The organism is Cryobacterium sp. 10I5 (assembly GCF_035019865.1).
In the GTDB taxonomy this organism is placed as follows: Bacteria; Actinomycetota; Actinomycetes; order Actinomycetales; family Microbacteriaceae; genus Cryobacterium; species Cryobacterium breve_A.
The window spans coordinates 43,124-68,980 of the sequence record NZ_JASJVI010000005.1; the positions used below are offsets into that span (position 1 = coordinate 43,124).

General features: G+C 64.8%; 22 protein-coding genes. 11 read left to right on the plus strand and 11 right to left on the minus strand.

Translation table 11 applies throughout. The annotated features are described in order from the left end of the window. The first annotated feature begins 3 nt into the window (after positions 1-3). From QN350_RS03170 to QN350_RS03195, 6 genes are all read left to right on the plus strand, one after another. Positions 4-1,863: a glycoside hydrolase family 99-like domain-containing protein gene (locus tag QN350_RS03170; protein ID WP_322139034.1), complete on the plus strand. Its 1,860-nt coding sequence runs from the start codon at positions 4-6 to the stop codon at positions 1,861-1,863. Between the two features lie 97 nt (positions 1,864-1,960). Continuing rightward, positions 1,961-3,103, plus strand: coding sequence for a glycosyltransferase family 2 protein (locus tag QN350_RS03175; RefSeq protein WP_323515753.1), 1,143 nt, complete (start codon positions 1,961-1,963; stop codon positions 3,101-3,103). A gap of 103 nt (positions 3,104-3,206) precedes the next feature. Then, entirely contained in the window at positions 3,207-4,109 is a 903-nt protein-coding gene (locus QN350_RS03180) for an ABC transporter permease (RefSeq protein ID WP_322139032.1), read from the plus strand. 20 nt (positions 4,110-4,129) lie between these two features. Next, positions 4,130-5,368, plus strand: a complete 1,239-nt coding sequence (locus QN350_RS03185; RefSeq protein ID WP_322139031.1) for an ABC transporter ATP-binding protein — start codon at positions 4,130-4,132, stop codon at positions 5,366-5,368. 52 nt (positions 5,369-5,420) lie between these two features. Continuing rightward, positions 5,421-6,266, plus strand: a complete 846-nt coding sequence (locus QN350_RS03190) for a glycosyltransferase family 2 protein (protein WP_322139030.1) — start codon at positions 5,421-5,423, stop codon at positions 6,264-6,266. Further along, on the plus strand, positions 6,266-7,630 hold the full coding sequence (locus tag QN350_RS03195; protein WP_322139029.1) for a glycosyltransferase family 4 protein: 1,365 nt from the start codon (positions 6,266-6,268) through the stop codon (positions 7,628-7,630). The genes QN350_RS03190 and QN350_RS03195 overlap by 1 nt, the downstream gene beginning before the upstream one ends. 19 nt (positions 7,631-7,649) lie before the next feature. Here QN350_RS03195 and QN350_RS03200 read toward each other — a convergent pair whose 3' ends face one another. From QN350_RS03200 to QN350_RS03225, 6 genes are all read right to left on the minus strand, one after another. Beyond that, positions 7,650-8,402 (minus strand): hypothetical protein, encoded by a 753-nt coding sequence (locus tag QN350_RS03200; RefSeq protein ID WP_322139028.1) that lies wholly within the window; start codon positions 8,400-8,402, stop codon positions 7,650-7,652. Between the two features lie 235 nt (positions 8,403-8,637). Next, the gene (locus QN350_RS03205; RefSeq protein ID WP_322139027.1) at positions 8,638-9,900 is read right to left on the minus strand and encodes an acyltransferase; all 1,263 of its coding nucleotides are present in this window, start codon (positions 9,898-9,900) and stop codon (positions 8,638-8,640) included. Between the two features lie 168 nt (positions 9,901-10,068). Then, positions 10,069-10,941, minus strand: a complete 873-nt coding sequence (gene rfbA / locus QN350_RS03210) for a glucose-1-phosphate thymidylyltransferase RfbA (protein WP_281534050.1) — start codon at positions 10,939-10,941, stop codon at positions 10,069-10,071. 2 nt (positions 10,942-10,943) lie between these two features. Further along, positions 10,944-11,552 (minus strand): dTDP-4-dehydrorhamnose 3,5-epimerase family protein, encoded by a 609-nt coding sequence (locus tag QN350_RS03215; RefSeq protein ID WP_281534049.1) that lies wholly within the window; start codon positions 11,550-11,552, stop codon positions 10,944-10,946. A gap of 47 nt (positions 11,553-11,599) precedes the next feature. Further along, entirely contained in the window at positions 11,600-13,384 is a 1,785-nt protein-coding gene (locus QN350_RS03220; protein ID WP_322139026.1) for a cell wall-binding repeat-containing protein, read from the minus strand. 81 nt (positions 13,385-13,465) lie between these two features. Continuing rightward, positions 13,466-15,829, minus strand: coding sequence for a cell wall-binding repeat-containing protein (locus QN350_RS03225; protein ID WP_322139025.1), 2,364 nt, complete (start codon positions 15,827-15,829; stop codon positions 13,466-13,468). 117 nt (positions 15,830-15,946) lie between these two features. Between QN350_RS03225 and rfbB the strand changes: the two genes are divergently transcribed. Genes rfbB through QN350_RS03240 form a run of 3 tightly spaced genes read left to right on the plus strand, consistent with a single transcriptional unit; the run spans position 15,947 to position 18,929 of the window. Continuing rightward, entirely contained in the window at positions 15,947-16,936 is a 990-nt protein-coding gene (gene rfbB, locus QN350_RS03230) for a dTDP-glucose 4,6-dehydratase (RefSeq protein WP_323515756.1), read from the plus strand. Beyond that, positions 16,933-17,787, plus strand: coding sequence for a dTDP-4-dehydrorhamnose reductase (gene rfbD / locus QN350_RS03235; protein ID WP_322139023.1), 855 nt, complete (start codon positions 16,933-16,935; stop codon positions 17,785-17,787). Before rfbB ends, rfbD begins: the two co-directional genes overlap by 4 nt. Continuing rightward, positions 17,784-18,929 carry a glycosyltransferase family 1 protein gene (locus QN350_RS03240; RefSeq protein ID WP_322139022.1) on the plus strand — a complete coding sequence of 382 codons (1,146 nt, stop codon included), beginning with the start codon at positions 17,784-17,786 and terminating at the stop codon, positions 18,927-18,929. Before rfbD ends, QN350_RS03240 begins: the two co-directional genes overlap by 4 nt. A 2-nt stretch (positions 18,930-18,931) precedes the next feature. Here QN350_RS03240 and QN350_RS03245 read toward each other — a convergent pair whose 3' ends face one another. The 3 genes from QN350_RS03245 to QN350_RS03255 all read right to left on the minus strand — a co-directional run bounded on the left by QN350_RS03245 (position 18,932) and on the right by QN350_RS03255 (position 21,989). Next, entirely contained in the window at positions 18,932-20,293 is a 1,362-nt protein-coding gene (locus QN350_RS03245) for an LCP family protein (protein ID WP_322139021.1), read from the minus strand. Then, on the minus strand, positions 20,290-20,757 hold the full coding sequence (gene purE / locus QN350_RS03250; RefSeq protein ID WP_323502671.1) for a 5-(carboxyamino)imidazole ribonucleotide mutase: 468 nt from the start codon (positions 20,755-20,757) through the stop codon (positions 20,290-20,292). Before purE ends, QN350_RS03245 begins: the two co-directional genes overlap by 4 nt. Before the next feature lie 95 nt (positions 20,758-20,852). Continuing rightward, positions 20,853-21,989, minus strand: a complete 1,137-nt coding sequence (locus QN350_RS03255) for a 5-(carboxyamino)imidazole ribonucleotide synthase (RefSeq protein WP_322139020.1) — start codon at positions 21,987-21,989, stop codon at positions 20,853-20,855. 122 nt (positions 21,990-22,111) lie between these two features. On the opposite strand from QN350_RS03255, the gene QN350_RS03260 reads away from it, so the two are divergent. Beyond that, positions 22,112-22,636 carry a GtrA family protein gene (locus tag QN350_RS03260; RefSeq protein ID WP_323515760.1) on the plus strand — a complete coding sequence of 175 codons (525 nt, stop codon included), beginning with the start codon at positions 22,112-22,114 and terminating at the stop codon, positions 22,634-22,636. Here the strand turns inward: QN350_RS03260 and QN350_RS03265 are convergent. Both QN350_RS03265 and QN350_RS03270 read right to left on the minus strand, forming a co-directional pair. After that, positions 22,592-23,152: a PH domain-containing protein gene (locus tag QN350_RS03265; protein WP_281534044.1), complete on the minus strand. Its 561-nt coding sequence runs from the start codon at positions 23,150-23,152 to the stop codon at positions 22,592-22,594. The two genes, QN350_RS03260 and QN350_RS03265, sit on opposite strands and share 45 nt — an antisense overlap. A gap of 7 nt (positions 23,153-23,159) precedes the next feature. Further along, positions 23,160-24,053: a biotin--[acetyl-CoA-carboxylase] ligase gene (locus QN350_RS03270; protein ID WP_322139019.1), complete on the minus strand. Its 894-nt coding sequence runs from the start codon at positions 24,051-24,053 to the stop codon at positions 23,160-23,162. Positions 24,054-24,313: 260 nt separating this feature from the next. On the opposite strand from QN350_RS03270, the gene QN350_RS03275 reads away from it, so the two are divergent. Beyond that, a complete protein-coding gene (locus tag QN350_RS03275; protein WP_322140382.1) occupies positions 24,314-25,849 on the plus strand; it encodes an acyl-CoA carboxylase subunit beta in 1,536 nt (511 codons plus the stop codon). The last annotated feature ends 8 nt before the right edge of the window (positions 25,850-25,857 follow it).

A 25,857-nucleotide genomic window follows, 5' to 3' on the forward strand; every position in this document is an offset into this window, starting at 1 on the left:
TGGGTGGGGCTGGCCCACACGCCCGCCGCGCACAGCCGAATTGCCGTCGTCATGCACGTGTACTACACCGATCTCGTCGACCAGATCCTCGCGGAGCTGCAGCACATCCCTGTGCCATTCGATCTCATCGTGACGAACGCGAGCGGGCAGGAACTCGATCTCGACACAAGCCACCTGCCGCTGCTGTCACATCTCACACTTCTGGATGTCGACAATAAGGGCCGCGACATCCTTCCCCTGATCTCGGTGGTCAACGCAGATCTCCTCGAAGCCTACGAACTCGTTCTCAAGATCCACACCAAGAAGAGCGAATGGCGACAGGGCCACGCCGAGCTTGGCGGCGATGGCGCCGGCTGGCGCGACGGTTTCATCGAGGGTCTCCTCGGTTCGAGATCCAATGTCGAAAGAATTCTGTCTGAATTCGCCGAAGATCCCAGCCTCGGAATCCTGACGACGGACGGGAACGTGTTGGGCGCGGAGTTCTGGGGAGGCGACCAGGAAATTGTCGCTCAGATACTTCTTCGGCTGCAGCTCGAGCTGGCGGACAGGCGCCTACGGTTCGCCGCAGGGTCGATCTACTGGGTTCGGGGCTTCGTCCTCCAGGGGCTGCGCGCGCTGAACCTGGACGCGGATGATTTTGATGAGGAATTGGGCCAGATCGACGGCACGACGGCCCACGCGGTCGAGCGGATCATCGGCATAGTGACCGAAGAGGCCGGGTATTCACTCCGCACGCTCGGCGACCTGGCGGTGGAAGACCAGCGGGCCTGGAAGCATTTCGAAGCCGATGTGGAACGAACGCCGAGGGCTCGCGTCGTCCCGTTCTACCTCCCGCAGTATCACGCCTTTCCCGAGAACGAGTCCTGGTGGGGCGCTGGCTTCACGGAATGGTCGAACGTCGCGGCGGCAACGCCCGTCTTCTTCGGCCACAACCAGCCGTTCCTACCAGCTGACCTGGGCTTCTACGACCTCTCCAATGACATCGTCCGGTCAAAGCAGTACGACCTCGCGCGTCTGGCCGGCATCGAAGGGTTCATGTACTACTACTACTGGTTCGCCGGTAAGAAACTCATGGACACCCCGGTCGAAAATCTCCTGGCCACCACGGACAATGCACCCTTCTGCATCATGTGGGCCAACGAGAACTGGACGCGACGATGGGACGGCAGTGCCGACAACGTCCTGATCGCACAGGACTACGACGCAGTCCCGGCAACTCAGTTCATCCATGACGTCTTGCCTCTCATTACCGACCCCCGGTACATCCGGGTGGACAACAAGCCCCTGATCTCCGTGTACCGGGTCACCCAGATTCCGGACCACGCCAACGTCCTCGCATACTGGCGAAAGGTGGCACTGGAGGCCGGGCTCGACGGGCTCACAATCGTCACGGTCGATGTCGGACGCAGCATGGACGGCATTGACGACAATCTTGCCGACAACGGTCTCGACGCCTTTCTTGAATTCGCTCCCCACAATCGGCAATGGACGGCACAGCCTCGCGAGCACCTGGGAGTGGAACCGCGATTCGAGGGCAACATCCTGAGCTATGCAGCGATGGCGAGCGATTCAGAACTGCAACTTCGGAAGCCCCTGGACGACCACAGGTACCCCGGCGTGATGGTCAACTTCGACAACACGGCCAGGCGCCAATGGCAGCCTGACCTTTGGTACGGTTCCAACCCGTACACGTTCCGTCGCTGGTTCAACTCGGCCGTCTCAGCGGTTTCAGAACGCGAGCGCGACCACAGGATCGTCTTTGTCAATGCCTGGAACGAATGGGCGGAGGGCACCGTGCTCGAGCCGTCGCAGCGTTTCGGCCGTACCTACCTCCTGGCCGTGCGGGACGTGCTCTTCCGCTGATCGAAATGCGGGATCCTTCACAACTCTGTGACAATTGGTGTGGCGAAGCCCCTCCCGCTGCAGATTCTAAGAAAGCTCCAAGTCTATGAAGATCGTTATGACACTCATGGTTCGTGACGAAGCGGACATCATCGCTCCCATGATCGACCATCATCTGAGTCAGGGTGTCGACCTGATCATCGCCACCGACAATGGTTCCGTGGACGGAACTGCGGAGATCCTCGAGGGCTACGCAGCCGAGGGCAGGGTCGTCTTGCTGCACGACCCCGTGCACCGCAAGCAGCAGGGAGTTGTCGTCACCCAGATGGCTCGCGATGCGGCATCGAAGTACGGAGCCGACTGGGTGCTCAATGCGGACGCAGACGAATTCTGGCTGCCGCGCCTGCCCGGCCGAACCCTCCACGATGTCTTCAGTGAGATCGACCCGGGCATCCGCTCCTTCCTCGTCAATGTGATCGATATGACGGGGCCACCCGCCCTCGTCGGAACAGGCCTGCAGCGACTCGTCTATCAGGACCTGCGCACCGTCGAGGAGATGAACGCGGTTGGCCTGCACGCACACTCGACCCCGAACGCCGTTCACGTGGGCGACCCGAACGTCTCCGTCGTTCAGGGAAACCATCTCGTGAGCATCGGGAGTCAGGGCGCTCCGCCACCCGAACTCGAAATCGAAGTCCTGCACTTCCCCTGGCGTTCGTGGGATCAGTTCAGCCGCAAGGTCGACAATTCCGGTCGGGCATACCTGAATTCGAGCGGATTGAAGCCCAGCCCGAATCACCACGGCATGCGCGACTTCCACCGGCTTCAAGACGGCACCCTGTACGCGTCTTACCTGTTCCGGCACCCGACGCCCGAAGAATTGACCGCCGGACTCGCAACGGGCTCCTTCGCACTCGAGCGCCGCATTGCGGATGCGATCGTCTCCCCCGTCGCGGACGCCGCCGTCGATGCTGAGCAGAGCACACACGAGCGGGCATTCGGCAAAGTCATCAGCGACCTGGAATTCCAGATCAGGAACCTGAATTCGGGGCTGTCCGATAAGACAGAGCTCACCATCGAACTTTCGGACCGCATTTCGGTCCTGACAGAGGAGATCGCCTCCCTGACCCGGCAATTGGCTGAGTCGGCCGCGGCCTCGGCGCACGTTCAGGAACTCTACGACGCGCTGCACAATCGGAAGGTCGTTCGGGCCGTCGATCAGGTCGCTGAGGCGATCGCAAAACACAGGCCACGCCGGTAACAGCCGCCGACTTCGGGGCTCGTGACGTCACAAGTCCGCCTCAGGAGGCAACGCGTATACTTACCCAGTCCCCCCGTTCCTCCCGGAAATGAAGTGAATGTCAATGTCTTCTGAACAGCGATTCGCGGATCTCGCACAACAAGAGCTGGTGATGGTTGGCTCCGGTGCGAACAAGGGACGTGGCACCTGGGAATCGATCCGGGAGATATTCGCCCATCGGGAGATGCTCGCACTGCTCGTCCGGCGCGACCTCAAGTCCCGCTACAAGGACAGTGCACTCGGTTTCGTCTGGACATTAATTCGACCGCTGACCCAGCTCTTCATTTATTACGTCGTGATCGGTAAATTCCTGTCCGCTGAGCGGGGAATTCCCGAGTTCGCGATTTACGTGTTCACCGGGCTGACCGCATACGGCCTGTTCAGCGAGGTCATCGGCGGAGGAACCGCCTCCATCGTGGGCAACAGCGGCCTGATCAAGAAGATCTATCTGCCCAGGGAAGTGTTTCCGCTCGCAAGCGTCGGGTCTGCTCTCTTCAATTTCCTGATCCAGTTCGTGATCATCCTGGTGGCCACCGCCGCACTGGGCAGCTTTCCGGCCACCCCCGATTTCATCTACTTCATTCCGTCGTTCCTCGTGCTGCTGGTCTATTCAACGGCGTTCGGGCTCTTGCTGTCTGCCGTCAACGTCTACCTTCGTGACGTTCAGTACCTCGTCGAAGTGATCCTGCTCCTTGCTCTCTGGGCCTCACCGGTCGTGTACTCCTGGTCCATGGTCAAGGGGATTCTCGGTGGCGGGCTCGCACTGCAGATCTACACGAACAACCCGATCACTCTCGGTGTCCTCGGCTTCCAGAGGTCGCTCTGGCTCGGCGGTCAGGGTGTTGCCGAATACCCGTCCGATCTCATGATGCGACTCGGCGTGGCCTTCTTCATCGGCGTGGTGCTGCTCCTCATCTTCCACCGCATCTTCACCCGGATCCAGGGAAACTTCGCACAGGCACTATGACAATCAATTCGGAGAACCCCATGACTCTTGTTGAAGACGAAGAGACCCTTTCCGTCCCGTCGACCCCGGACATTGTCGTCATCGACAACGTCTCCAAACGCTTCGTGCTCCGCAAAGACAACTCACTGAAAGAGCGCCTCGTCACCTTCGGGCGAAGCGGACGCCGGCACCGTGAGATCTTCTGGGCGCTGCAGAATGTCAGCACGACGATCCAGGCCGGGCACACCGTGGCGCTCATCGGGCACAACGGTTCGGGCAAAAGCACCCTGCTCAAGGTCATCGGCGGCATCCTCGACCCCACATCCGGACAGGTCTCGCGTCGGGGACGGATCGCTGCGTTGCTCGAGCTTGGTGCCGGCTTCCATCCCGACCTGACCGGCCGCGAGAATGTGTTCCTCAACGCCTCGATCATGGGCCTGAGCAGGCAGGAAACCGAAGACCAGTTCGAGGACATCCTGTCGTTCTCCGGCATCGGCGAATTCATCGACACACAGGTGAAGTTCTACTCCTCCGGCATGTATGTGCGACTGGCCTTCGCCGTCGCCGTACACACGAACCCCGATCTGCTCCTCGTCGATGAGGTCCTCGCCGTCGGTGACGAAGCATTCCAGCGGAAGTGCCTCGACAAGATCCGGTCCTTCCAGGAGGAAGGCCGCACGATCATCCTCGTGACCCACTCCCTCGGACAGGTCACTGAGCTCTGCGACCGTGCGATTCTTCTGAACAAGGGAGAGGTCGTCTTCGACGGAGAGCCCCGGGAAGCCGTTGCCCAGTTCCGGGACATCCTCGAAGGCCGGCGGATCGCCGAGGACACGACGAGCTCGGCCCCCGCCCCGACCAAGGAAGCCAAGATCCTTGCGGCGAGGGCGCACGCCGTGAACCGCGCACCCGGGCTGCCTCTCCGCCAGGGCGACGACCTCATCATCACAACCGATCTGGAATTCTTCCTGGACGCGCCCGACGACTGGATCTGCGCTGTCCAGATCGACAACACACTCGGCCAGGTGGCATACGGCACCACGACCAAACGCATCGGTATCCGGCTCGACAAGATGGCGGGCACTCATTCGATGCAGTTCACCCTCCACGACACGCGATTCGGAACCGGCAAGTACTTCGTGAACGTTTCGCTCATGGACTCGGCGGGCCGGCACTTCGCCGACTTCCCCCAGTCCTGCTCGTTCGTGGTCGCGAACAATCCGAAAGCCGCGGGCGGCATGACCTATGTCGAGCCGTCATTTGCGGTCCTCGGGTCATAGGCCGGACGAAGAACCGCACGACGCGTACCCTCTTCTAGCCGCGAAAGGCACCATGCCACACTCCGCCGTCGTCATCACGGTGACCCACAACACCGGGACGACCCTGGAGTCATTCCTTCAGTCGCTGATCGACTCCGACGGCGGGCGCCCCGATGTGATCATCGTCGACAACGCGTCAGACGACCTCAGCGTGGAGCGACTGGCCGCGAGCGCCTACGGCGCGCGCTTGATCGAACTGCCCGACAACCGCGGGTACGGAGCCGGTATCGCCGTCGGCGTCAAGGCCGCCGACGCAGTCGCCGATCTCCTCGTGATCGCGAACCCGGACGTCGTCTTCACGCCGGGCGCTCTGGCCGCCCTCATCGCCGCGGCGGACGACATTCCGGGCGCCGGCGCCATCGGACCGAGAATTCTGGACGCCACGGGCGCCGTCTATCCCTCTGCCCGACAGCTCCCGTCCCTCGGCACCGGGATCGGGCACGCCATTCTGGGGCGGATCTGGTCCACCAATCCGTGGTCGCGGAAGTATCGGGCCGAAGGTGAGTATGGGGCGGAGCAACGCGACGCCGGCTGGCTATCCGGTGCCTGCCTCCTCGTGCGCCGGACGGCATACGAGGCCGTCGATGGTTTCGACCCCAGCTATTTCATGTACTTCGAAGACGTCGATCTCGGCTCCCGCCTGTCCAAGGCCGGGTGGCGCAACGTCTACTACCCCGAATCCGTGGTGGTTCACACCGGCGCCCACTCCACGTCGAACAACGCACGTCGCATGGAACAGGTGCATCACGATAGCGCGTACACCTACCTGAGTCGCCAGTACCCCGCGTGGTATCAGCTGCCGGTTCGTGTCGCACTCAAACTCGCGCTCTCTGTGCGGCTGTGGTGGGTGACTCGCTGATGGCCGCCGACCTGCCGAAGAGAAGCAAGATCCTCATCGTCACACCGGACACCATCGGGACACGGATGGCCGGACCCGCCATTCGCGCCTGGGAGATTGCCCGGGTGCTTTCCGACGTCGGACAGGTTCGCCTGGCCTCCACGATCGGCGCTACGGGAACACATCCCGACTTCGACATCGTCTTCGCCGCCCACGACGCGCTGCAGCCGCACGCGGCATGGGCGGATGTCATCATCACCCAGGGACATATCCTGCGGAGCCACCCCTGGCTGAAAGACCTCGACACGATCCTCGTGGCCGACATCTACGACCCGCTGCACCTCGAACAGCTCGAGCAGGGCAAAGACCTTCCCGAGGCGGACCGCTACGCGGTCGCAGTCGACTCCGTCGAAGTGATGAACGACCAGATGGAACGGGCGGACTTCATGCTCTGCGCGTCCGAGAAACAGCGTGACTTCTGGCTCGGCCAGCTCGCCGGCCTGGCCAGGATCAATCCGGCCACCTACGACCAGGACCCGACTCTCCGATCGCTCCTCGACGTCGCCCCGTTCGGCATCGCCGGCACCCCACCGGTCCAGACGAGCCACGGCATCCGCGGAGTCGTCGACGGCATCGGCATGGACGACAAGATCATCCTGTGGGGAGGCGGGATCTACAACTGGTTCGACCCGCTGTCCCTCATCGAGGCGGTCGCCCGCATTGCGGAACGTCACGACAACGTGCGGCTCTTCTTTCTCGGCGTCAAGCATCCCAATCCGGACGTTCCACAGATGGAGATGGAGCGACGAGCGAGGGAGCTCGCGACGGATCTCAACCTGATCAATCGTTCCGTATTCTTCAACGAGACCTGGGTTCCGTACGAGCAGCGGGCGAATTTCCTGCTGGACGCGGACGTGGGAGTCAGCACACATTTCCCGCACATCGAGACACAGTTCAGCTTCCGAACGCGTCTGCTCGACTACCTGTGGGCTTCCCTGCCGATCGTGAGCACCGACGGCGACATCTTCGCAGACCTGATCCGGCAGTACGACCTGGGTGCCACTGTGCCCGCCGAGGACGTCGATGCGCTCGTCGAAGCGCTCGAAGCCGTGCTCTTCGACGAGACGGCGCTCGCGAAGCGCCGCGAGCGTGTTCAGGCTCTGGCGGAAACCATGACCTGGTCCAAGACCCTGCTGCCTCTGGTCGCCTTCTGCACCAATCCCCGCAAGGCAGCGGACCGTGAGTACGGCGTGATCTCGCAGCGCAATCAGATTCTCGCGGATGTCCGGAAACGTCTGGCCGGTGTGGAAACGAGCTCGTCCTGGCGGGTCACGGCGCCGTTGCGCTGGGCCGGGCGTACCATCGCCGGGCTTCGCAAGCGCTAGCCGCCGCCGCGGGTATGGCTCAACCCGCTGCGGACTCCGCACGCACTGCGTCCTGACGGATGGCTTCGACGGCCGCCGGGCTGTAGATTCGCTCCACAGCGGCGTCGTTCCCACCGTTCCACACGTTCTGCAGGTACAGGCCGGCGGCCTGGCTCCCTGGAACATAAGGGAATGTGATCGACTGGCGGCCGATCTGACGGGTGGCCACGTTCTGCTCGACGGTGCAGACGTGCAGCCACAGATCATCGGCATCCGGTACGAGCGTACGGAATTCGTCGCCCTTGGCCCGGATCGCGTTGACGACCGGTGCCGGAAACAGCTGGCCCGATACCGAGGTGCCCAGGTTGGAGATCCCGGCATGAAAGTCATTGCAGGGAGCCCAGGTCTTGTACGGGCCGAGCGCGTCCCCGACGACGGGAATACGGTGGGCTCGGAAGCAGATCACATCGTTCGGGAAGAGCGCGTGTTCCGCCTGCAGCGCCGAAAGCCACTCCCGCGGATACAACACGTCGTCGTCAGCCGTGACAAGAGGCATGACATGAACGTCCACAGACTTCACGTATGGATAATACTTGGTGTGGACCTTGTACTTGTTCAGGTCCAGGATGACCTCGAGTCCCCGGCGCTCCAGGCGACGCAGGGATTGCGGCAGGGCCCGGAAGATCTCCTCGTCGTCGAGCCAGAGCAGCAGGCGTGCCGGGCGCGCACGGCCCCTGGCGATGGACTCCAGGGCGATGTACGCCCGTTCAATCCGGGCACCGTGGGTGGTCACTGTGACAACCGTCGTGCCGTTCGGATCGATCGCTGGGCGACGCGAGAGCCGATTCGCAAGTTGCAGATGGATGAGGTCGTTTCGAACCTGGCGATTGGCAGGGGCATCCGCGCTTCGGGTTTTCGGAGCAGGGAGCAATCCTCGCAAACGACGCAGCACAGCGGTGTTCACGCGGGAAAAAAGCGATGTGACGGGCATTAATACATCATGCCACCCTGGGGGAACCGGTTCAGTGTCACGGTCGTCGGCGCAACGGTACACCGTGGTCGGCGCTGGTGCCGTGTGCCCGTACCCTGCGGCGCGCTCGGGTTCCGACGAACCTCAACCGGGCATATGCGTACCAAACGGGCCAACCGCGTCCCGGCCCCCGATCCTTGAGCGCCATTGCCTGCTTTTCCACGCCGTGCCAGCTCAGCCAGGCGCACCCGAGCGTGATCACCAGACAGATCATTGCGTAGGGCAGGTATCCGAGCTTGTACCATCCGAGGCTGGCGATGATTTGTTCTACGAGGAAGCCATAGATATAGACCCCATAGGAGTAGTCGTTCTTCGATCCGACCCAGTGCAGTTGCCTGGGCAGTCGCGCGGCAACATAGAACACAAAATACGTCCCCGCGACGGTGCCGATCGTCAGGAACCCTCCATACCTGAGAGTGAGGACCAGGACGAGGCCAGAGAAGAGTCCCAGGCCGTTGCTGTAGATGACTCGTCGGGAGTAGACCGCGAGCGTTGCGCCGAGCAGGAACGTAAGGGTCAGTGAGACCCGGTACTGGTCGGCAAGAAAGGGCGCGATTGCGCCAGGACCGTCTGGATTGGTGATTCGGACGATCTGCACCACGAGAAGGAACAGGGCCGAGAGGGGGAAGACGAGCTTTGCCTTCTGCATGAGGCCGAACGCAACGGCTGCAGCGATCAGGAGATAACACTGCCACTCGTAGATAAGAGTCCAGATGGACCCGTTGAAGACACTGCGGCCAGTGGCCAGGCCATATGGCGTCGAATCCCGCAGCTGATCGTAGATCCCCCAGGTACCGATGCTCAGGCCCCAGTTCGCATGGATGTAGTGGAATGGGTTCTGGGGGGCAAGTCCGAAGTAACCGCTCAGGTCGTGGCCCGACCCGATCCACAGGGCGGGTCCGGCGACGAATGCGGTCAAGAGAAGGACCACCCAGTACGCGGGAAAGATCCTCAGACACCGGCGCCAGAGGAACTGCACGACATCGGTCGCCAGTCCACTCTTGGCTATGAGGTATCCACTGATTGCGAAGAAGCCCGCCACTGCGAGACTGCCCAACGAAGCCTGGCCGTGCGTCTGGGTCAGTCCCGGGTCGCCGCCAAATCCACCCAGCGGGAATGCATGGTCAAAAATTACCAGGCACGCGAGGACCAGACGAATGAGACCAAGAGAGTTTCTGTGCCCGCCGAGAGCTTCAGCGATGGAGATCGGCGCCACGGCCCGCGCGCTCATGCCCGTCAACTTATTTTCCACAGCAGTCACGAGCTTCCCCCGGAAGAATCCACGATCACGTCCGAACCGACATGACTTGCGCACACTTCGGCCGTTTCGCTCAAAGCATGTTAAAGCTACACGTCATGGATCGAGCACGACGCCAGAGGCTCGGCGCGGCCCCTTTCGCCTCACAGGCAGCGTGCCGTGCAACGACGGTTAGCTATTGTCCTGCCACACGAGAGTCTTCAGGTACGAGCCGTAGCCGCTTTTGATGAGGGGTGCGGCGAGTTTGGCGAGTTGCTTGTCGTCGATCCAGCCTGCGCGCCAGGCGATTTCCTCGATGCAGCCGACCTTGAAGCCCTGGCGGTCTTCGATCACGCGCACGTACTCGGAGGCCTGCATCATGGACTCGAACGTGCCCGTGTCCAGCCATGCCGTGCCGCGGTCGAGGACCTGCACGTGCAGGTCGCCCTGCTGCAGGTAGCGTTCGTTGACCGTGGAGATCTCAAGCTCCCCGCGCGCGGAGGGCTTGATGGTCTTCGCGATCTCGACGACGCGATTGTCGTAGAAGTACAGGCCGGGCACCGCGTAGTTGCTCTTGGGGGTGACGGGCTTCTCCTCGATAGAAAGCGCCGTCATGGTCTCGTCGAACTCGACAACACCATAGGCGTGCGGGTCGGACACGTGGTACGCGAAGATGCGGGCGCCCTCGAGGTTCGCGTTGCCCCGCAGCGCCGAGCCCAGGCCCGCACCGTGGAAGATGTTATCGCCCAGGACCAGGGCGACGGACTCATCGCCGATGAACTCTTCCCCGATGATGAAGGCCTGCGCGAGGCCGTCGGGGGATTCCTGCACGGCGTACTCGATGCGGATGCCCAGCTCGGACCCGTCGCCGAGGAGGGCACGGAACTGGTGGTTGTATTCCGGGGTCGTGATGATGAGGATTTCCTTGATCCCGGCCATCATCAGCGTCGACAAGGGGTAGTAGATCATCGGCTTGTCATAGATCGGCATCAACTGCTTGGAGATGGCCTTCGTGATCGGCCACAGGCGCGTGCCCGAACCGCCGGCGAGGATGATTCCGCGCATGCTTACTTTCCTTCGTTCAGGGCCGCGTAGAACGCTTTCGCGTCCGCCCACGTGGGCAGCAGGCCACTCGCGGCGGACTCGGCGAGCCCGGGAGCATCCGTGTCCTTGGGCGAGAGCAGGAGCTCGCCGGCCTCGGGCGGGAACACGAGGCCGATGTCGGCGTCGAGGGGGTTGATACCGTGCTCACGGCCCGGGTTGAACGGGGCGGTCACGAGATAGCTCACGGTGGCGTCATCGGTCAGCGCGACGAAGCAGTGGCCGAGGCCCTCGGCGATGTAGACCGCACGGCGGTCGGTGTCATCGAGCAGCACACTGTCCCACTGGCCGAAGGTCGGCGACCCGACCCGGATGTCGATGATGTAGTCCAGGACCGCACCGCGCACGGCGGTCACGTACTTGGCCTGGCTCGGCGGAATGTCCGCGAAGTGGATGCCGCGCACCGAACCCCGCTTGGACACGCTCGTGTTCGCCTGCGCGATTTCCAAGCGATGCCCGATGGTCTCCTCAAGGCGATCGAAGCGATACCACTCGAGGAACACCCCCCGACTGTCACCGAACTGCTTCGGAGTGATCTCGTAGGAATCGGGGATAGAAAGCTCGCGGATCTGCACCTGTGCAGCCTACCAAACCGGGCGAAGGGGCGCCCATTCCCCGAACGCTATTGGCAGGAGACCAGCTGGGACACCTTGTTCGTCAGTGTTGTCGGACCACCTAACGGGTACACCGTTGCAACGTGCGTTGCAAGGATGCTCTCGACGGCGGGCGCCGGGACGCAGGCCGTCTGAGCCAGGTAGAGAGCGTCATGCCCTGCCCCGGCCGCGGCGGCACCCGCTAAAGCGTCGGGGAAGGAGAATCCGGTGGCCACATAGACGCTGTCGCCCGTGCTGGGTGCGGACTTGTTGAGCTTGATGTTCGTGTCGAACCGGTCGGATCCGGAGATCGGAAGGATCGGGACGAGTGCTGCGAGACTCTGCGAGTACGAAGGGGAGATGGATGGCGGACCCCCGACCACCGTTGCCTTCGTCGCGTTGAGTGCGGTCAGGAGAACGGCCGTCGGCGTGTCAACCGCGTCAGCACTCCCGTTGACCAGGATCACGGGTGCACCGATCGCTCCGGCGACCGCGCCGGCGGAGAGAGCATCGGGAAAGTTCGCGCCGGAGGCGACGTAGACGACTTCGACCTTGGACGGATTCAGATCGAGCAGCCGCTTGTATGCGTCCTGGGCGATCATTCGAGAGGTCTCGTATCGGTCGGCGCCGCTCAGCCTGGTGATCTGATTCTGCAGGGCCGCAAGTTGCGCGTACACCGCCGCGCCGATCGAGTCCGTCCCTCCGACGACGACGATTCTCTGCGGGGCCAGTCGCTTCACCTCGGCGAGGACGGAGTCAGGGAGTCGATCGGGAAGGGACAGCAGGAGCGGTCCGCCGAGGGCAGCAGCAGCCGGGGCAGCGCTCAGGGCATCCGGGAAGTTGGTGCCGGCCGCGAGGTAGACGACGGGGACTTTGACATTGACGCCTGGATAGGACTTCAGCGAGATGGCCGCTGCCGTGTCGTACCGGTCTTGTCCCGAAATCGCGTTGACGGTCGGAACGCTGCCGCTCGTTGATGAGTCAAACCAGCCGTTGTAGATCGCCCAGAAATTGCGGTTCCCATACGCAGAACAAGAATCGCCAACGCCGAAGAAATTCGCGGGCACTAGAGCAGCGGCGTTCGGCTGATAGGGGGTGTAGGTATAGAGCGCTGCTGTTGCAGCGTTCCAGATCGTGACCGTGCTCGAACCACAGGCCGGGCTGTTGGGAAAGTACTGGATGGTCACGGTCTTGCCTGCCTGGTATTGGGGGAAGAGCGTCGCGTCGCTGTAACGCTTGAACTGCCGGGCCGCGTAGTAGACCTGCTTGAAGAGACCGGCGTAGGCGATGTCGCATGTCGATGTGTCGGTGCAGGAATAGCCCGTGGCCTTGTCAAGAAGGGCTTTGGTCGGATCCGTCCTGGTGACCAGGGTCTGTTCCTTCTGGAGCAAAGTGAGCAGCACCCTCTGGCTGATTCCGCAGGCTGCGCCAACCTTCGCGATCATGTCCGCCGCTGATTGATTTGCGACTCCGGTGTAGGTGCTGCACCAGCTGTCGGCAGGCATGTCTGTCGTTGTCTGCACGAAAGACTTCAGGCAGAGCGTGCCCGTGCAGTCCACACCCTGTGCGGTCAGGAATGACTGAACGGTCGGAGTCGTCATGGCCGACCCGTTGTAGAAGTTCGCGTCGCTTATGAGGTTGCCGGGATTGAAGTCCTTGGCATAGACGTCGTTCGTGTCCGGGGGCGTGCTCTTCACGATCGCCGACGCCGGCCCGGCGGGCTGCGCCGCGACGAGCCCAGCGACAATAACGAGGCAGGCCGTAACAGCGGCCAGGCTTCGGAGCAGCTTATGCGGTAAACGACGTTGGCTCATGAATTTCATCCCCCAATGGAATCTCAACCGATAGCGTAACCAATCAGGCCAAAAAAGCTATGGATGGTGGACAATCAGCGACTAGGGGATGAGCGCGTTCAGCTGGGCGACGACCGCGTCACCGACGGCGTCCTGACTGCCGAGCACCACGAATCTGGTCGGTTTCAACCGCAGTATCTCTTTCTGCACGGCGGCCGGAAGACCGCCTGGCTGCACGAGCAGGATCGGCGCCTTCTTGGACCCCGCGACCGGGGCCGCCGACAGCGCATCAGGGAAATTGAAGCCATTCGCGATATAGACCACCGGGGCGCCGAGTGGGAAGTTCGCCGCAGAAATAGCGGCCGACGTCGCGAACCGGTCATCGCCGGACAAGCGCACGACGGGCGTGGCCGGGTCGGCGGTGTAGCCCTTCAGTTGCGCGACGACCGCATCACTGACCGAGTTCTGGCTGCCGAGCACCACGAAGCTCGTCGGATTCAGTCGATCAAGCTCTGCCTGGACCACGGCGGGGATGCTGTCGGCCGTCACGAGGAGGATCGGCGCTTTCGCGCTACCGGCGACCGGCGCAGCAGACAAGGCGTCCGGGAATTTCAACCCATTGGCGATGTAGACCACCGGGGCTCCGAGCGGGAAGTTCGCCGCAGAAATCGCGGCCGACGTCGCGAACCGGTCATCGCCGAACAGTCGAACGACCGGCGCCGCCGGGTCGACAGCAAAAGCCTTGACTTGAGCGACGGCCGCATCACTGACCGAATTCTGGCTACCGAGCACCACGATCTTCTTCGGGTGCAGTCGAGCCAGCTCTGCCTGGACGACGTTCGGCACGCTATCGGCCGTCACAAGAAGGATCGGAGCGTTCGCGGCACCGGCGACAGGCGCCGCAGACAAGGCATCGGGGAAATTCAACCCGTTCGCGATGTAGACGACCGGCGCATCCGCGGCGAAGTTCGCCCTCGAGATCGCGGCCGATGTGGCGAATCGGTTGTCGCCGAACACCCGGTCGACTGAGCTCGCCGTGAGCGTGACGGAGACAATGGCGGCGCCACCGGCGATGCTCTGCACAACCACCCGGATGCCGCCTGACCTGGTCGACAGGCTCTGCCCTGCGGTCAGGAAGAGCTTGTGCCCGGTATTGCTGGTCGAACTCGGACTCAACAACACGACGGAAGTGAAATCGCTCCGGGTCGTGAGGAGGCGCACCCCGTTGTCGACGCCCTCTGACGCAAGCAGTCCGCGAGTGTAGAGCGAGCCGGCGTCTGAGCCGGTGCCACCGCGGTAGTCGACGTAGTACACCTGCTGGGTGCGCGGGTCCGTGACCACGAGCGCCCGTCGGCCGGACACGGCCCCGGTGGTCACAATAGTCGCGGACGTCTCCTGGGTCCGCACCCCTGGGTCCAGGGTGATCGTCTGGGCTTCCCCGTCCGAGAGGGCATTGAGCCGGGACTTGTGGCTCGTGTTGAGGGCCGTCGGAGTGCCGTTGGCCTCGCCGTTGTACGAGTATGCGGCGCCCATCACGTCGTACGCGTCCTCATAGGGGAGGTCGGCGCATCCGTCGGTGAACGTTCCTGTCGACGTGTTGAGAAACCCTTCGGACAGGGAGGCGTCGGGGCACACGGCGATGTTCGAGTGCTGGAGGCCGAGGTTGTGCCCGAACTCGTGAGCGACGATGTCGAGGTTGTTCACGCCGTTCATCGAGGCCATGATGACACCGCCATTGGCTGCGCTGACGGGCACCCCCGGTGCGCCGACGCTGCCGATACCTGCGCCACCGCACGCATCGGGGACGAGGACGAGCAGGTGATGCCCGGTGCCGGCCAGGTAGTAGCCGAAGTCAGGGTCGCCGTTGGGCAGCGAATGACCGAAGTTCAGGGCCGCGGTACCCCAGATGTACGTCATCGCGGGCTGGGAGTTTGCCGACACGAGGTCAGCGCAGGTCACCGCGGTCGAGTATCGCCCGAGGTGCGTCACCGTCAGGGAGGTGACCTGGTTGTTGCTCTGGGCCTTCCAATACGCTCCGGTCTTCGCGACCAGGTCTCGCGCCGCGCTGTCGCTGATGAACGTGTTGTAGACGGAGGACTTTTCAGCAGGAACGACCATTGCCACGTCGACCGTGTGATCGAGGGAGACCGTTCCCGCGGCGACCGTGACATCGGGCTGGTTCCGTGCGTCCGGGGCCGCGACGGGCGGAGAGCCGAGCAGTTCCGCGGGAGTGATCGTGTCGTTGTCGAGCGGAGCCGCCGTGGTCGCGGCGGACAGGGCACGCACGGGCGTTGCCGCGACGGCCGCGCCGGCCACCGGTTGCAGGATCGCCAGGCCGAGGACCAGGGCCGACGAGGCGGCAAGCCAGGGACGTCTTCTGACGACGGGAGAAAGTTTGGAGCGCAGCACAGCCATCGGAACTCGTTTCTGCTCGACGAGTTCGACTGGCGCCGCCCCCGAAGCCATGTAATCAGTGTTCGTGCCGTTTGGGAAGCACCCCAGCCGGGTGCCCCCACGTCCGGCGGACTCACGCCCGATAGGATAGTGCGGGCACTTTACGTTTACAGATAGGTCACAAAACATATGAAGATCCTCGTTACCGGCGGCGCTGGTTTCATCGGCTCGAACTTTGTTCGTCGCACCATCGAAGACGCGTACCCGGGTTTGGAGGGGGCCGAGGTTGTTGTTCTGGACGCGTTGACGTATTCGGGCAACCTCGCGAACCTCGCTCCGATCGCCGATTCGCCCCGGTATTCGTTCGTGCATGGGGACATCCGTGACGCGAAACTGCTCGACACGCTCTTCCCGTCCCTGGACGCCGTGGTGCACTTCGCGGCCGAGTCCCACGTGGACCGGTCGGTGCGGGACGCGTCGATCTTCGTCGAGACCAACGTTCTCGGCACCCAGCAGCTCCTGGACGCCGCGCTCCGCCACAACCTGGCCCGGTTCGTGCACGTGTCCACGGACGAGGTCTACGGGTCGATCGCGGAGGGCTCCTGGAACGAGGAACGCGCCCTGGAACCCAACTCCCCGTATTCCGCCTCCAAGGCCGGCAGCGACCTCCTCGCCCGGTCCTACCACCGCACGCACGGCCTGAACGTGTCGATCACGCGCTGCTCGAACAACTACGGCCCGTACCACTTCCCCGAGAAGGTCATCCCGTTGTTCGTGACGAACCTGATCGATGACATGCACGTCCCGCTGTATGGGGCGGGCAATAACATCCGCGACTGGTTGCACGTGGACGACCACACCCGCGCGATCGCGATGGTCCTCGTCGGCGGCCGCGCCGGAGAGATCTACAACATCGGCGGCGGCACCGAGCTGACCAACCTGGAGCTGACCCAGCTGCTGCTGGACTCCACCGGCAAGGACTGGTCCTACGTGGACCGCGTCGCCGACCGCCTCGGCCACGACCTGCGCTACTCGGTGGACATCACCAAGATCCAGGCCGAACTCGGCTACGCCCCCCAGGTCCCGTTCGAGAAGGGCCTCGCCGACGTCGTGCAGTGGTACCGCGACAACCGTTCCTGGTGGGAACCCCTCAAGGCCCGCGCGGCACTGAGCTCATGACCCGCTACCTGATCACCGGCGCCGCCGGGATGCTCGGCCGCGACCTGCAGAAGGCCCTGGCCGGTCGGGACGTGACCGCCTTCGACCGTGGCGAATTGGACATCACCGACCAGGCCGCCGTCCAGGCTGCCGTCACCGGGTTCGATGTCGTGATCAATGCCGCCGCGTACACGAAGGTCGACGACGCCGAAACGAACGAGGACGCCGCCTACCTGCTGAACGCTGTCGGACCGCGGAACCTCGCCAGGGCCGCGCAGGCGTCCGGGGCGCGCCTCGTGCAGATCTCGACGGACTACGTCTTCGAAGGCAACGCCACCTCCCCGTATCAGGAGGATGCACCGGCCGCGCCGATCTCCGCGTATGGGCGGACCAAGGCCGCCGGCGAGGAAATCGTCCTGGCCGAGAACCCCGGCAAGACCTACATCGTGCGTACCGCGTGGCTCTACGGGAAGAACGGTCCCAACTTCCCCAAGACCATGCTGAAACTCGCCGCCACCCACGACACGCTGAACGTCGTCGAGGACCAGGTCGGCCAGCCCACCTGGACCGTCGACCTCGCGAACCAGATCGTCGCCCTCCTCGACGCCGAAGCCCCGGCCGGCATCTACCACGGCACCAGCTCCGGTGTCACGAGCTGGTTCGGCTTCGCCCAGGCCGTGCTCGCCGCCAACGGCCTCGACCCCGCCCGGGTGCTCCCGACCGATGGTGCCTCCTTCGTGCGCCCCGCGCCCCGCCCGGCGTACTCCGTCCTCGGCCATGATGCCTGGGCCACCGCCGGACTCACCCCGATGCGCGACTGGCACGACGCGCTCACCGAGGCCGTGGCAGAAGGCGTCCTCGAGACCGAATGATCACACTGCGGGTTATCGTCGACCAGATGATCGCGCCGGTTCCCGGCGGGATCGGTCGATACACCGAGGAGCTGACCCGGGCGCTCATCGAGAGCGCTCCGCTCAACTGCGAGGTCGAGGGCATCGTCTCAGCGTCGGCGCCCGAGCAGTACGCGGAAATCGAGGCGGCCCTGCCCGGGCTCGCCGGACTCTACAAGACCGCACTCCCCCGCCGCGAGCTCGCCGCGGCCTGGCAGCTCGGGGTGACGACATCGCCTGGGCCCGGGATGATCCATGCGCCGGGCCTGATGGCGCCGCTGCGCCGTCACGACCGGGTGAACGATCACACGCAGGTCGCCGTGACCGTGCATGACGTGCTCGCGTGGACGCATCCCGAGGCGCTCACCCCGACGACCGTCGCCTGGACCAAGGCGCGAATGAAACGGGCTCGCAAGCACGCGGACGCGATCGTCGTGCCGAGCCACGCCGTCGCGGCGCAGCTTGCCGAGATCGTCGACCTTGGTGACCGGGTGCGCGTCATCGGCGGCGCCGTGGGCACGGCGTTCCGGCTGCCGTCCAACTCCTCGGCCACTGAGCTGCTCGCCACGGCCCTCGACCTGCCGTCCGAGTACATCGTCACGGTCGGCACGCTCGAGCCGCGTAAGGGCGTCACGGCCCTCATCACTGCACTCGGCCTGCCCGGTGCTTCGGACCTGCCCCTGATCGTCGTGGGACCGGACACCTGGGGCGAAGTCGACCTCGGGTCCGTCGCCGAGGAAGCCGGGCTCACGCCCGGCCGAGTCCGCGCGATGCCCGGACTCACCGACGAGCAACTCGCCGTCGTGATCGCCCGGGCGAGCCTGCTGGTCTTCCCGAGCCTCGAAGAGGGCTTTGCACTGCCCGTGATCCAGGCCTTCCACCTCGGCACCCCGGTTGTGCATTCCGACGCTCCCGCGTTGCTTGAGGCGGGCGGCGACGCCGGTCTTGTGGTCGAGCGCGAGGACGCCGCCGGTTACCCGGAACGCCTTGCTGCGGCCGTCGACCGGGTGCTCACCGACCGGGCCCTCGCCAAGCGGCTGCGCATCTACGGCGGCGACCGGGCGAAGGCCTTCAGCTGGCGCGATTCCGCCGAGCGGGTCTGGCAGCTGCACGCCGACCTGTAGGGCTACGGGGTGGGCGTCGCCGTTGCCGGAGTGAGGGCGGCCGAGATCAGGGACCTGATCACGTCGTAATCGGGATTCTCCGGGTCGACGTTGTTCGCCGGGGTCAGCTCGACCGTGTTGATCGGGTGCGTCTTCGACTTGGCGGCGAGGGTCACGAAGTACCCGAGCATGCTCTGCGGGATGTCGGTCTTCACGACCTGCGATCCGGCGGAGGCCACGGACTCGAACTTGGAGAGCACATTCGCGGGGCTGGCCTGGGCGAGGATCGCCTCCTGGAGCTGGTGCTGGCGCTCCATGCGGTTGTAGTCGCTCGTGCCGTGTCGCGACCGGGCGTACCAGAGAGCGTGATAGCCGTCCATGTGCTGCATGCCCGGCTCGAACCAGAACAGCACGGTGGTGAAGGTGTCGTCCGTGTGCACCGGCACGCGTTCGGTCACGTTGATGTCGACCCCGCCGAGTGCGTCGATGAGCTCCGAGAAGCCCTGCATGTCGATGAGGCCGTAGTACTGGATCGTCAGCCCCGTGATGCCCTCCGCCGCGTCCCGCATCCCCTCGATGCCGGGCTCACTGCCGGCGTCGATGGCCTTCGGGTACATCTCGGGGCTTTTCAGCTCGACCTCGGTGTAGATCGAGTTCAGCATGCAGGCGTCGACCTCGCATCCGTCGACGGCGCCGTAGCCGGTGGGGTACAGCTTCGCGAGCGGGGAACCCGCCACGAACGGTACGTCCTCGAGGTTGCGGGGCAGGCCGATCATGGTGACCTGGCCCGTGGTGGCGTCGATGCTCGCCACGGTGATGCTGTCCGGGCGGAGACCGTCCCTGTCGGCGCCGGCGTCGCCGCCGAGGAGCATGATGTTGTAGCGCCCGTCGACCGGAGGAACCGTCGGCCCGGCGACGAAGACCGAGGACAGGAAGTCGCTCGCCGTCGCCGCGACGTACGCACCGTATCCGGCCGTTCCGGCGATGACGACCATGAGCACGGTCGCGAAGCCGGCGATGAGGGGGCGGGCACCACGGCCCGCCTTGACGAGGCGCACAAGCCGCAGGGTGTCGAGGGTCAGCACGACCCAGACGATGCCGTAGAACACCAACACCGCCGCGGCGACCCACAACCCGATCGAGTTGGTGAACGCCGTGAGCACGACCTCAGGCCAGAACAGGTAAGCGACCCCGACGACGACGACGAGGGCGATGAGGGTGAACGTGCAGCGCAGGCCGAACCGGCCGAGTCGGCGGCTTCCGGCGAGCACTTGCGCTGAGCCGGGCAGGATGACGTTCAGCAGGACGAGCCACCAGGCCCGTTTGGTCATCACACGGGCGGACCCGGCTTCCGGGTTCCTGATCGGGTTGGTGGCGATGCTCATAGCTTGGCTTGGAGATCCGAATTCTTCTGTTCGACCTGTGCGGCGAGGTCCGCGGCGAAGGCGACGAGCTTGTCGTGCAGCACCGTGTCGGAGAGGGCCAGAATCTTCACGGCGATGAGCGCGGCGTTTCGGGCCCCGCCGATGGAGACGGTCGCGACGGGAACTCCGGCCGGCATCTGCACGATCGAGAGCAGGGAGTCGAGGCCGTCGAGCCTGCTCAGGGGAACGGGAACGCCGACGACGGGAAGCGCGGTGACGGCGGCGAGCATACCGGGCAGATGCGCTGCACCGCCGGCGCCGGCGATGATGACCTTGAGGCCGCGCCCGTGGGCGTCCTCGCCATAGGCGATCATCTTCTGGGGCGTGCGGTGCGCGGACACGACCTGGACTTCGTAGTCGACCCCGAAGTCGCGCAAGAGCTGCGCGGCGTCGCTCATGACCGGCCAGTCGGAATCGGAGCCCATGACGACGCCGACGAGCGGCGCCGGGGGCGTTTCTCGGTTCTCCGACAGCGGGGTGGTTGCTCTGGGGTTCTCGGGCACGCAGTCGATCTTAGGTGTCAGTCCTGAAAGAAAGCCGCAGTGGCACGCGCTTCATAGGCGACGTCGTCCAGATCCGCACCTCCCACGGTGACGTGCCCGACCTTGCGGCCGGGACGTGGGTCCTTCCCATAGTTGTGCACCTTGGCCGACGGATGCGCGGCGAAAGCGGCCGGGTAGCGATCGAAAAGAGTGCCGCGCAGGGGGCCGCCGAGGATATTCACCATCACCGACCACTCGTCGCGCGGCGTCGTCGCACCGAGCGGGAGGTCGAGAACGGCGCGAAGGTGCTGTTCGAACTGGCTTGTGGTCGATCCTTCGATCGACCAGTGACCGCTGTTGTGCGGGCGCATGGCCAGCTCGTTGATCAGGAGGCGCTCATCCGTCGTCTCGAAGAGTTCGACGGCCATCACGCCGCACACGCCGATGCCCTCGGCGACTCGCGTGGCGATGTCGGCGGCGACCGCGGCGAGGCGTCCGCTCGACAGGGGGGCAGGGGCGATCACCTCGGCACAGACACCGTCCCGCTGCACGGTCTCGACGACCGGCCACACGGCAACCTGGCCGGACGGGCGCCTCGCCACGAGCTGGGCGAGCTCCCGGGTGTACGGCACGTGCTCCTCGACGAGCAGGGCGCCGCCGTTGGCGTCCTCGGCGAGGGCGGTGAACCAGTCGTCGACCTCGTGCTTGTGGGTGACCACCCGGACGCCCTTGCCGTCGTAGCCGCCGCGCGGCGTCTTGACCACGGCGCGGCCACCGTGTTCGGCGATGAAGACGGCGAGCTCCGACGCGTTCTCGACAGCCGCCCAGTCGGGGACCGGCAGGCCGAGCTCGCCGAGGCGGCGGCGCATTTCGATCTTGTCCTGGGCGAAGACGAGGGCCTCCGGTCCCGGACGCACGGTGACCCCGCGGGCGACCAGTTCACGGAGCACGGCCTGGGGCACGTGCTCGTGGTCGAAGGTGATCACGTCAACGGTCTCGGCGAAGGCGAGAACCGTGTCGAAGTCGCGATAGTCCCCCACTGCGGCCGCGGCCAGGCCCGCCGACATGCCGTCGGCCTCGCCTAGAACGCGCAGGTCGATTCCGAGGTTCACCGCTGCGGGGATCAGCATCCTGGCCAGTTGGCCGCCCCCGATTACGCCGACTGTCGTGCTCATTTCGTCACCGATTTCTGTGCGACCGTTCATTTTCGGACGCACCAATTTTCAGTCTGAAGCGGCATCTGCGCCGTAGACTCGTGGATTGTTGTTCTATCTTCGCCCATAGACCGGATGGATGTATGCCGATTACCTCGGGAAAATCAGCACGGCTCGTCGCCCTCGCGATCCAGATCGCGAGCTTCGGCGCCGTGGGACTCGTCGGCTTCGCCGTCGACTTCTCGGTGTTCAATCTGCTCCGCACCACGATCTTCGATCCGCACCTGGTTCACGCCGGGCCGATCTATGCCAAGGTCGTCTCGACCATCCTCGCCATCGCGGTCAACTGGATCGGCAACCGCTACTGGACCTTCGGCAAGAGCCGCCAGTCGCAGACCCTGCGCGAAGGTATCGAATTCTTCGGCGTCAGCCTCGTCGGCATGGGCATCGGACTCGCCTGCCTGTGGGTGAGCCACTATGTGCTCGGCCACACGAGCGTCGTCGCCGACAACATCTCCTCGAACGTGGTCGGCCTCATTCTCGGTGCGATCTTCCGCTTCGTGCTCTACCGTTACTGGGTCTTCGCACCGCACCGTCGCGTTGCCGCTCCGGTGACGGCGAGCCTAGCGACCATTCCAGATGGTCGTCTGGTCGGCAGCGAACGCTGACTCCTCGCGCCGCCGCGAATCGAATCCGGTCTGCGACTGTTCGATGAGGTCGTGCAGCACGCGCTGCACCAGACCCGCATTGGGCACGTCCTTCAGCACGAGCGGCCGTTCTGAGCCGGAGGCGATGATCACATCGCCGGAACCGCTCAGGGCCTGCAGCCAGGTCGTCCGCACCCGCACGTCGTAGCCTCGGCTGTGCAGCAGTTCCTGGCGGGTGCGCACGAAGAAGCCGCGCCGGAAGATGATGCGCCGGGTCGTGATCGTGTACCGCCGGTTCAGCCAGGAGGCCAGCGGAAGCAGCCAGAGCATCACGACGACAGCGGCGGCGACCCAGAGCAGGGCACTGTCCTGCCACGGCTCCGCGAGGTTGCCGTAGAAGTACCCGGTTGCCGTGCAGGTGCCGAGCAGCGCGAGGGTCGGCCAGAACAGCACCCGACCGTGCGGGCGCAGCGCGGCCACGACCCGTTCGGCCGGGGCCGCCGGATCTGCCGGGCCCGTCCCCCTGTTGTTCGTCATCTCCCTATTAATACCTCAGGTGGGTCACATCGCCCGCAGCGACGGCCTGCGGCTCGCCGGTGGCCTGGTCCTCCACGATCAGCCGGCCGGACTCGTCGAGCGCGATCGCGACTCCGACGAGGTCGGCGCCGCCGGGCAATTGGACCCGCACTTTCGAGCCGAGCGTGCCGCACAGGCCCGTGACGGTGGCCTGGAGTCCGCTCGCGACCGGGTCCCCGTCCGCTGCGAGGAACGCAGCGGTGAGACGGGCGAGTTCGGTCAGGTAGCGGGCGAGTACGGCATCCGCTTCGGGGGCTCGGCCGGTCACGAGGAGCAGCGAGGTCGAGGTGAGCGTGGGCAGGTCGTGTTCGTCGAGGGAGAGGTTGAGCCCGGCGCCGATCACGAGACCGTGGGCGTCTGGCAGGAGCTCAGAGAGGATGCCGGACACCTTATAGCCGTCGATCAGCACGTCGTTGGGCCACTTGAGGGTGACCTCGTGAGCGGGGTGTTCTCCATCGTCGGCGGCCGCGACAGCGGTACCGGCTGCGGAGGCTGTCTCGAGGAGGCTGGCCTCGACCTCCGCGCGGACGGCGATGGTCATTGCGGCGCCGGCGAGGAGCGGGAACCAGCCGAAGCGGTCCACCGGGAGCGGGGCGACCTGGCGCGTGCTCACTCCGACGCCGGCTCCGACGAGCGGGCGCAACAGCACGGAGATCGCGAGCGACTTGCCGGTGGGGGCAAGCCAGGTGCGGCCGAGCCGGCCCCGGCCGCGGGTCTGGTTGTCGGTGACGACGGTCGACAGGTGCGGCCAGCCGGCGGCGTCCGTGCCCGTCGCGTGGCCGACGAGCACGTCGTTCGTGGACCCGGCCTCGTCAAGGTACTCGAATCGGGTCACCGCCTCGCGGCTGAGTGGAAACTGCATCTGCCCTACTTCCGCTGCATAACTCCTGCAATTCTCCCGGAAGATGCCCCCGATGCCACATTTTGAACCGAATTTGCGGAATCTGCAGGAGTTATGCCCACCAGGGGGAAGAGAACGGCCAGCGATCGGGCCGGGTTTTGTAGGGTTTCGTCAACGGTCCGGGCCGAGGGCTGGCCGGTAGAGTGAACGGCGTGAGTGACAATTCGCCCGTTACGGGACCAGATCTGTACACGACGGCTGGAAAGCTCGCCGACCTCAAGATGCGCTATCACGAAGCCGTGACCGCGAGCGGTGAGGCGGCGATCGAAAAACAGCACGCCAAGGGCAAGATGACCGCGCGCGAGCGCATCGAGCTGCTGCTCGACCAGGGCTCGTTCGTCGAGCTCGACGAGTTCGTGCGGCACCGCACCCACGGCTTCGGCATGGAGAACAAGCGGCCGTACGGCGACGCGGTCGTCACCGGCACCGGCACGATCCACGGGCGCCAGGTCGCCGTCTATTCGCAGGACTTCACCATCTTCGGCGGATCGCTCGGCGAAGTGGCCGGCGACAAGATCATCAAGGTGATGGACCTCGCCCTCAAGACGGGCGTGCCGATCATCGGCATCCTCGACTCCGGTGGAGCGCGCATCCAGGAGGGTGTCGTCGCCCTCGGCAAGTACGGCGAGATCTTCCGTCGCAATACCGCGGCCTCCGGCGTCATCCCGCAGATCTCGATCATCTGCGGCCCGGCCGCCGGTGGAGCGGTCTACTCCCCCGCGCTCACCGACTTCGTGATCATGGTCGACAAGATCAGCCAGATGTTCGTCACCGGCCCCGACGTGATCAAGACCGTCACGGGCGAGGACGTCGGCATGGAGGAGCTCGGCGGGGCCCTCACCCACAACAAGATCTCCGGTGTCGCGCACTACCTCGCGAGCGACGAGGCCGACGCGCTCGACTACGCGCGCACCCTGCTCGGCTTCCTGCCGGACAACAACCTCGCCGAGCTTCCGACGTTCGACAGCGACGTCGAGCTCGAGACGACGGACGCCGATCGCACCCTCAACACGATCATCCCGGACTCGCCGAACCAGCCGTACGACGTCAAGACCGTGATCGAGCACATCGTCGACCGCGGCGACTTCCTCGAGACGCAGCCGCTCTTCGCCCCGAACATCGTCGTCGGCTTCGCCCGCGTCGAGGGCCGTTCGGTCGGCATCGTCGCCAACCAGCCCAACGCGATGGCCGGAACCCTCAACATCCAGGCCGGCGAGAAGGCCGCCCGCTTCGTCAGGTTCTGCGACGCGTTCTCGATCCCGATCCTCACCCTCGTCGACGTGCCCGGGTTCCTGCCCGGCACCGACCAGGAGTGGACGGGCATCATCCGGCGCGGCGCGAAGCTGCTCTACGCCTACGCCGAAGCGACGGTTCCGCTCGTCACGGTCATCCTGCGCAAGGCATATGGCGGAGCGTACATCGTGATGGGCTCCAAGCAGCTCGGCGCCGACATCAACCTGGCATGGCCGACCGCCGAGATCGCCGTGATGGGCGGCCAGGGCGCCGTGAACATCCTCTACCGCACCGAGATCAAGAAGGCCGAAGCCGCGGAGGAGGACGTCAACGCCGTGCGCACCCGCCTCGCCAACGAATACACCTACAACGTCGCGAGCCCGTTCCTGGCCGCCGAACGCGGGGAGCTGGACGGGATCATCGAGCCGGCCGCCACCCGCGTCGCGATCACCAAGGCGCTGCGGGCCCTGCGCACCAAGCGTTCGAGCCTTCCGCCCAAGAAGCACGGCAACATCCCGCTGTAGGGAGCGAC

Excerpts from the sequence above, each read along its gene's own strand:
- QN350_RS03260 (WP_323515760.1), top strand. The coding sequence starts at position 22,112 with ATGCCGATTACCTCGGGAAAATCAGCACGGCTCGTCGCCCTCGCGATC.
- QN350_RS03225 (WP_322139025.1), bottom strand. The coding sequence starts at position 15,829 with ATGGCTTCGGGGGCGGCGCCAGTCGAACTCGTCGAGCAGAAACGAGTT.
- purE (WP_323502671.1), bottom strand. The coding sequence starts at position 20,757 with ATGGGCTCCGATTCCGACTGGCCGGTCATGAGCGACGCCGCGCAGCTC.
- QN350_RS03195 (WP_322139029.1), top strand. The coding sequence starts at position 6,266 with ATGGCCGCCGACCTGCCGAAGAGAAGCAAGATCCTCATCGTCACACCG.
- QN350_RS03245 (WP_322139021.1), bottom strand. The coding sequence starts at position 20,293 with ATGAGCATCGCCACCAACCCGATCAGGAACCCGGAAGCCGGGTCCGCC.
- QN350_RS03185 (WP_322139031.1), top strand. The coding sequence starts at position 4,130 with ATGACTCTTGTTGAAGACGAAGAGACCCTTTCCGTCCCGTCGACCCCG.
- QN350_RS03275 (WP_322140382.1), top strand. The coding sequence starts at position 24,314 with ATGCGCTATCACGAAGCCGTGACCGCGAGCGGTGAGGCGGCGATCGAA.
- QN350_RS03175 (WP_323515753.1), top strand. The coding sequence starts at position 1,961 with ATGACACTCATGGTTCGTGACGAAGCGGACATCATCGCTCCCATGATC.
- QN350_RS03270 (WP_322139019.1), bottom strand. The coding sequence starts at position 24,053 with ATGCAGTTTCCACTCAGCCGCGAGGCGGTGACCCGATTCGAGTACCTT.
- QN350_RS03180 (WP_322139032.1), top strand. The coding sequence starts at position 3,207 with ATGTCTTCTGAACAGCGATTCGCGGATCTCGCACAACAAGAGCTGGTG.
- QN350_RS03265 (WP_281534044.1), bottom strand. The coding sequence starts at position 23,152 with ATGACGAACAACAGGGGGACGGGCCCGGCAGATCCGGCGGCCCCGGCC.
- QN350_RS03255 (WP_322139020.1), bottom strand. The coding sequence starts at position 21,989 with ATGAGCACGACAGTCGGCGTAATCGGGGGCGGCCAACTGGCCAGGATG.
- QN350_RS03240 (WP_322139022.1), top strand. The coding sequence starts at position 17,784 with ATGATCACACTGCGGGTTATCGTCGACCAGATGATCGCGCCGGTTCCC.
- QN350_RS03220 (WP_322139026.1), bottom strand. The coding sequence starts at position 13,384 with ATGAGCCAACGTCGTTTACCGCATAAGCTGCTCCGAAGCCTGGCCGCT.
- rfbA (WP_281534050.1), bottom strand. The coding sequence starts at position 10,941 with ATGCGCGGAATCATCCTCGCCGGCGGTTCGGGCACGCGCCTGTGGCCG.
- rfbB (WP_323515756.1), top strand. The coding sequence starts at position 15,947 with ATGAAGATCCTCGTTACCGGCGGCGCTGGTTTCATCGGCTCGAACTTT.
- QN350_RS03190 (WP_322139030.1), top strand. The coding sequence starts at position 5,421 with ATGCCACACTCCGCCGTCGTCATCACGGTGACCCACAACACCGGGACG.
- rfbD (WP_322139023.1), top strand. The coding sequence starts at position 16,933 with ATGACCCGCTACCTGATCACCGGCGCCGCCGGGATGCTCGGCCGCGAC.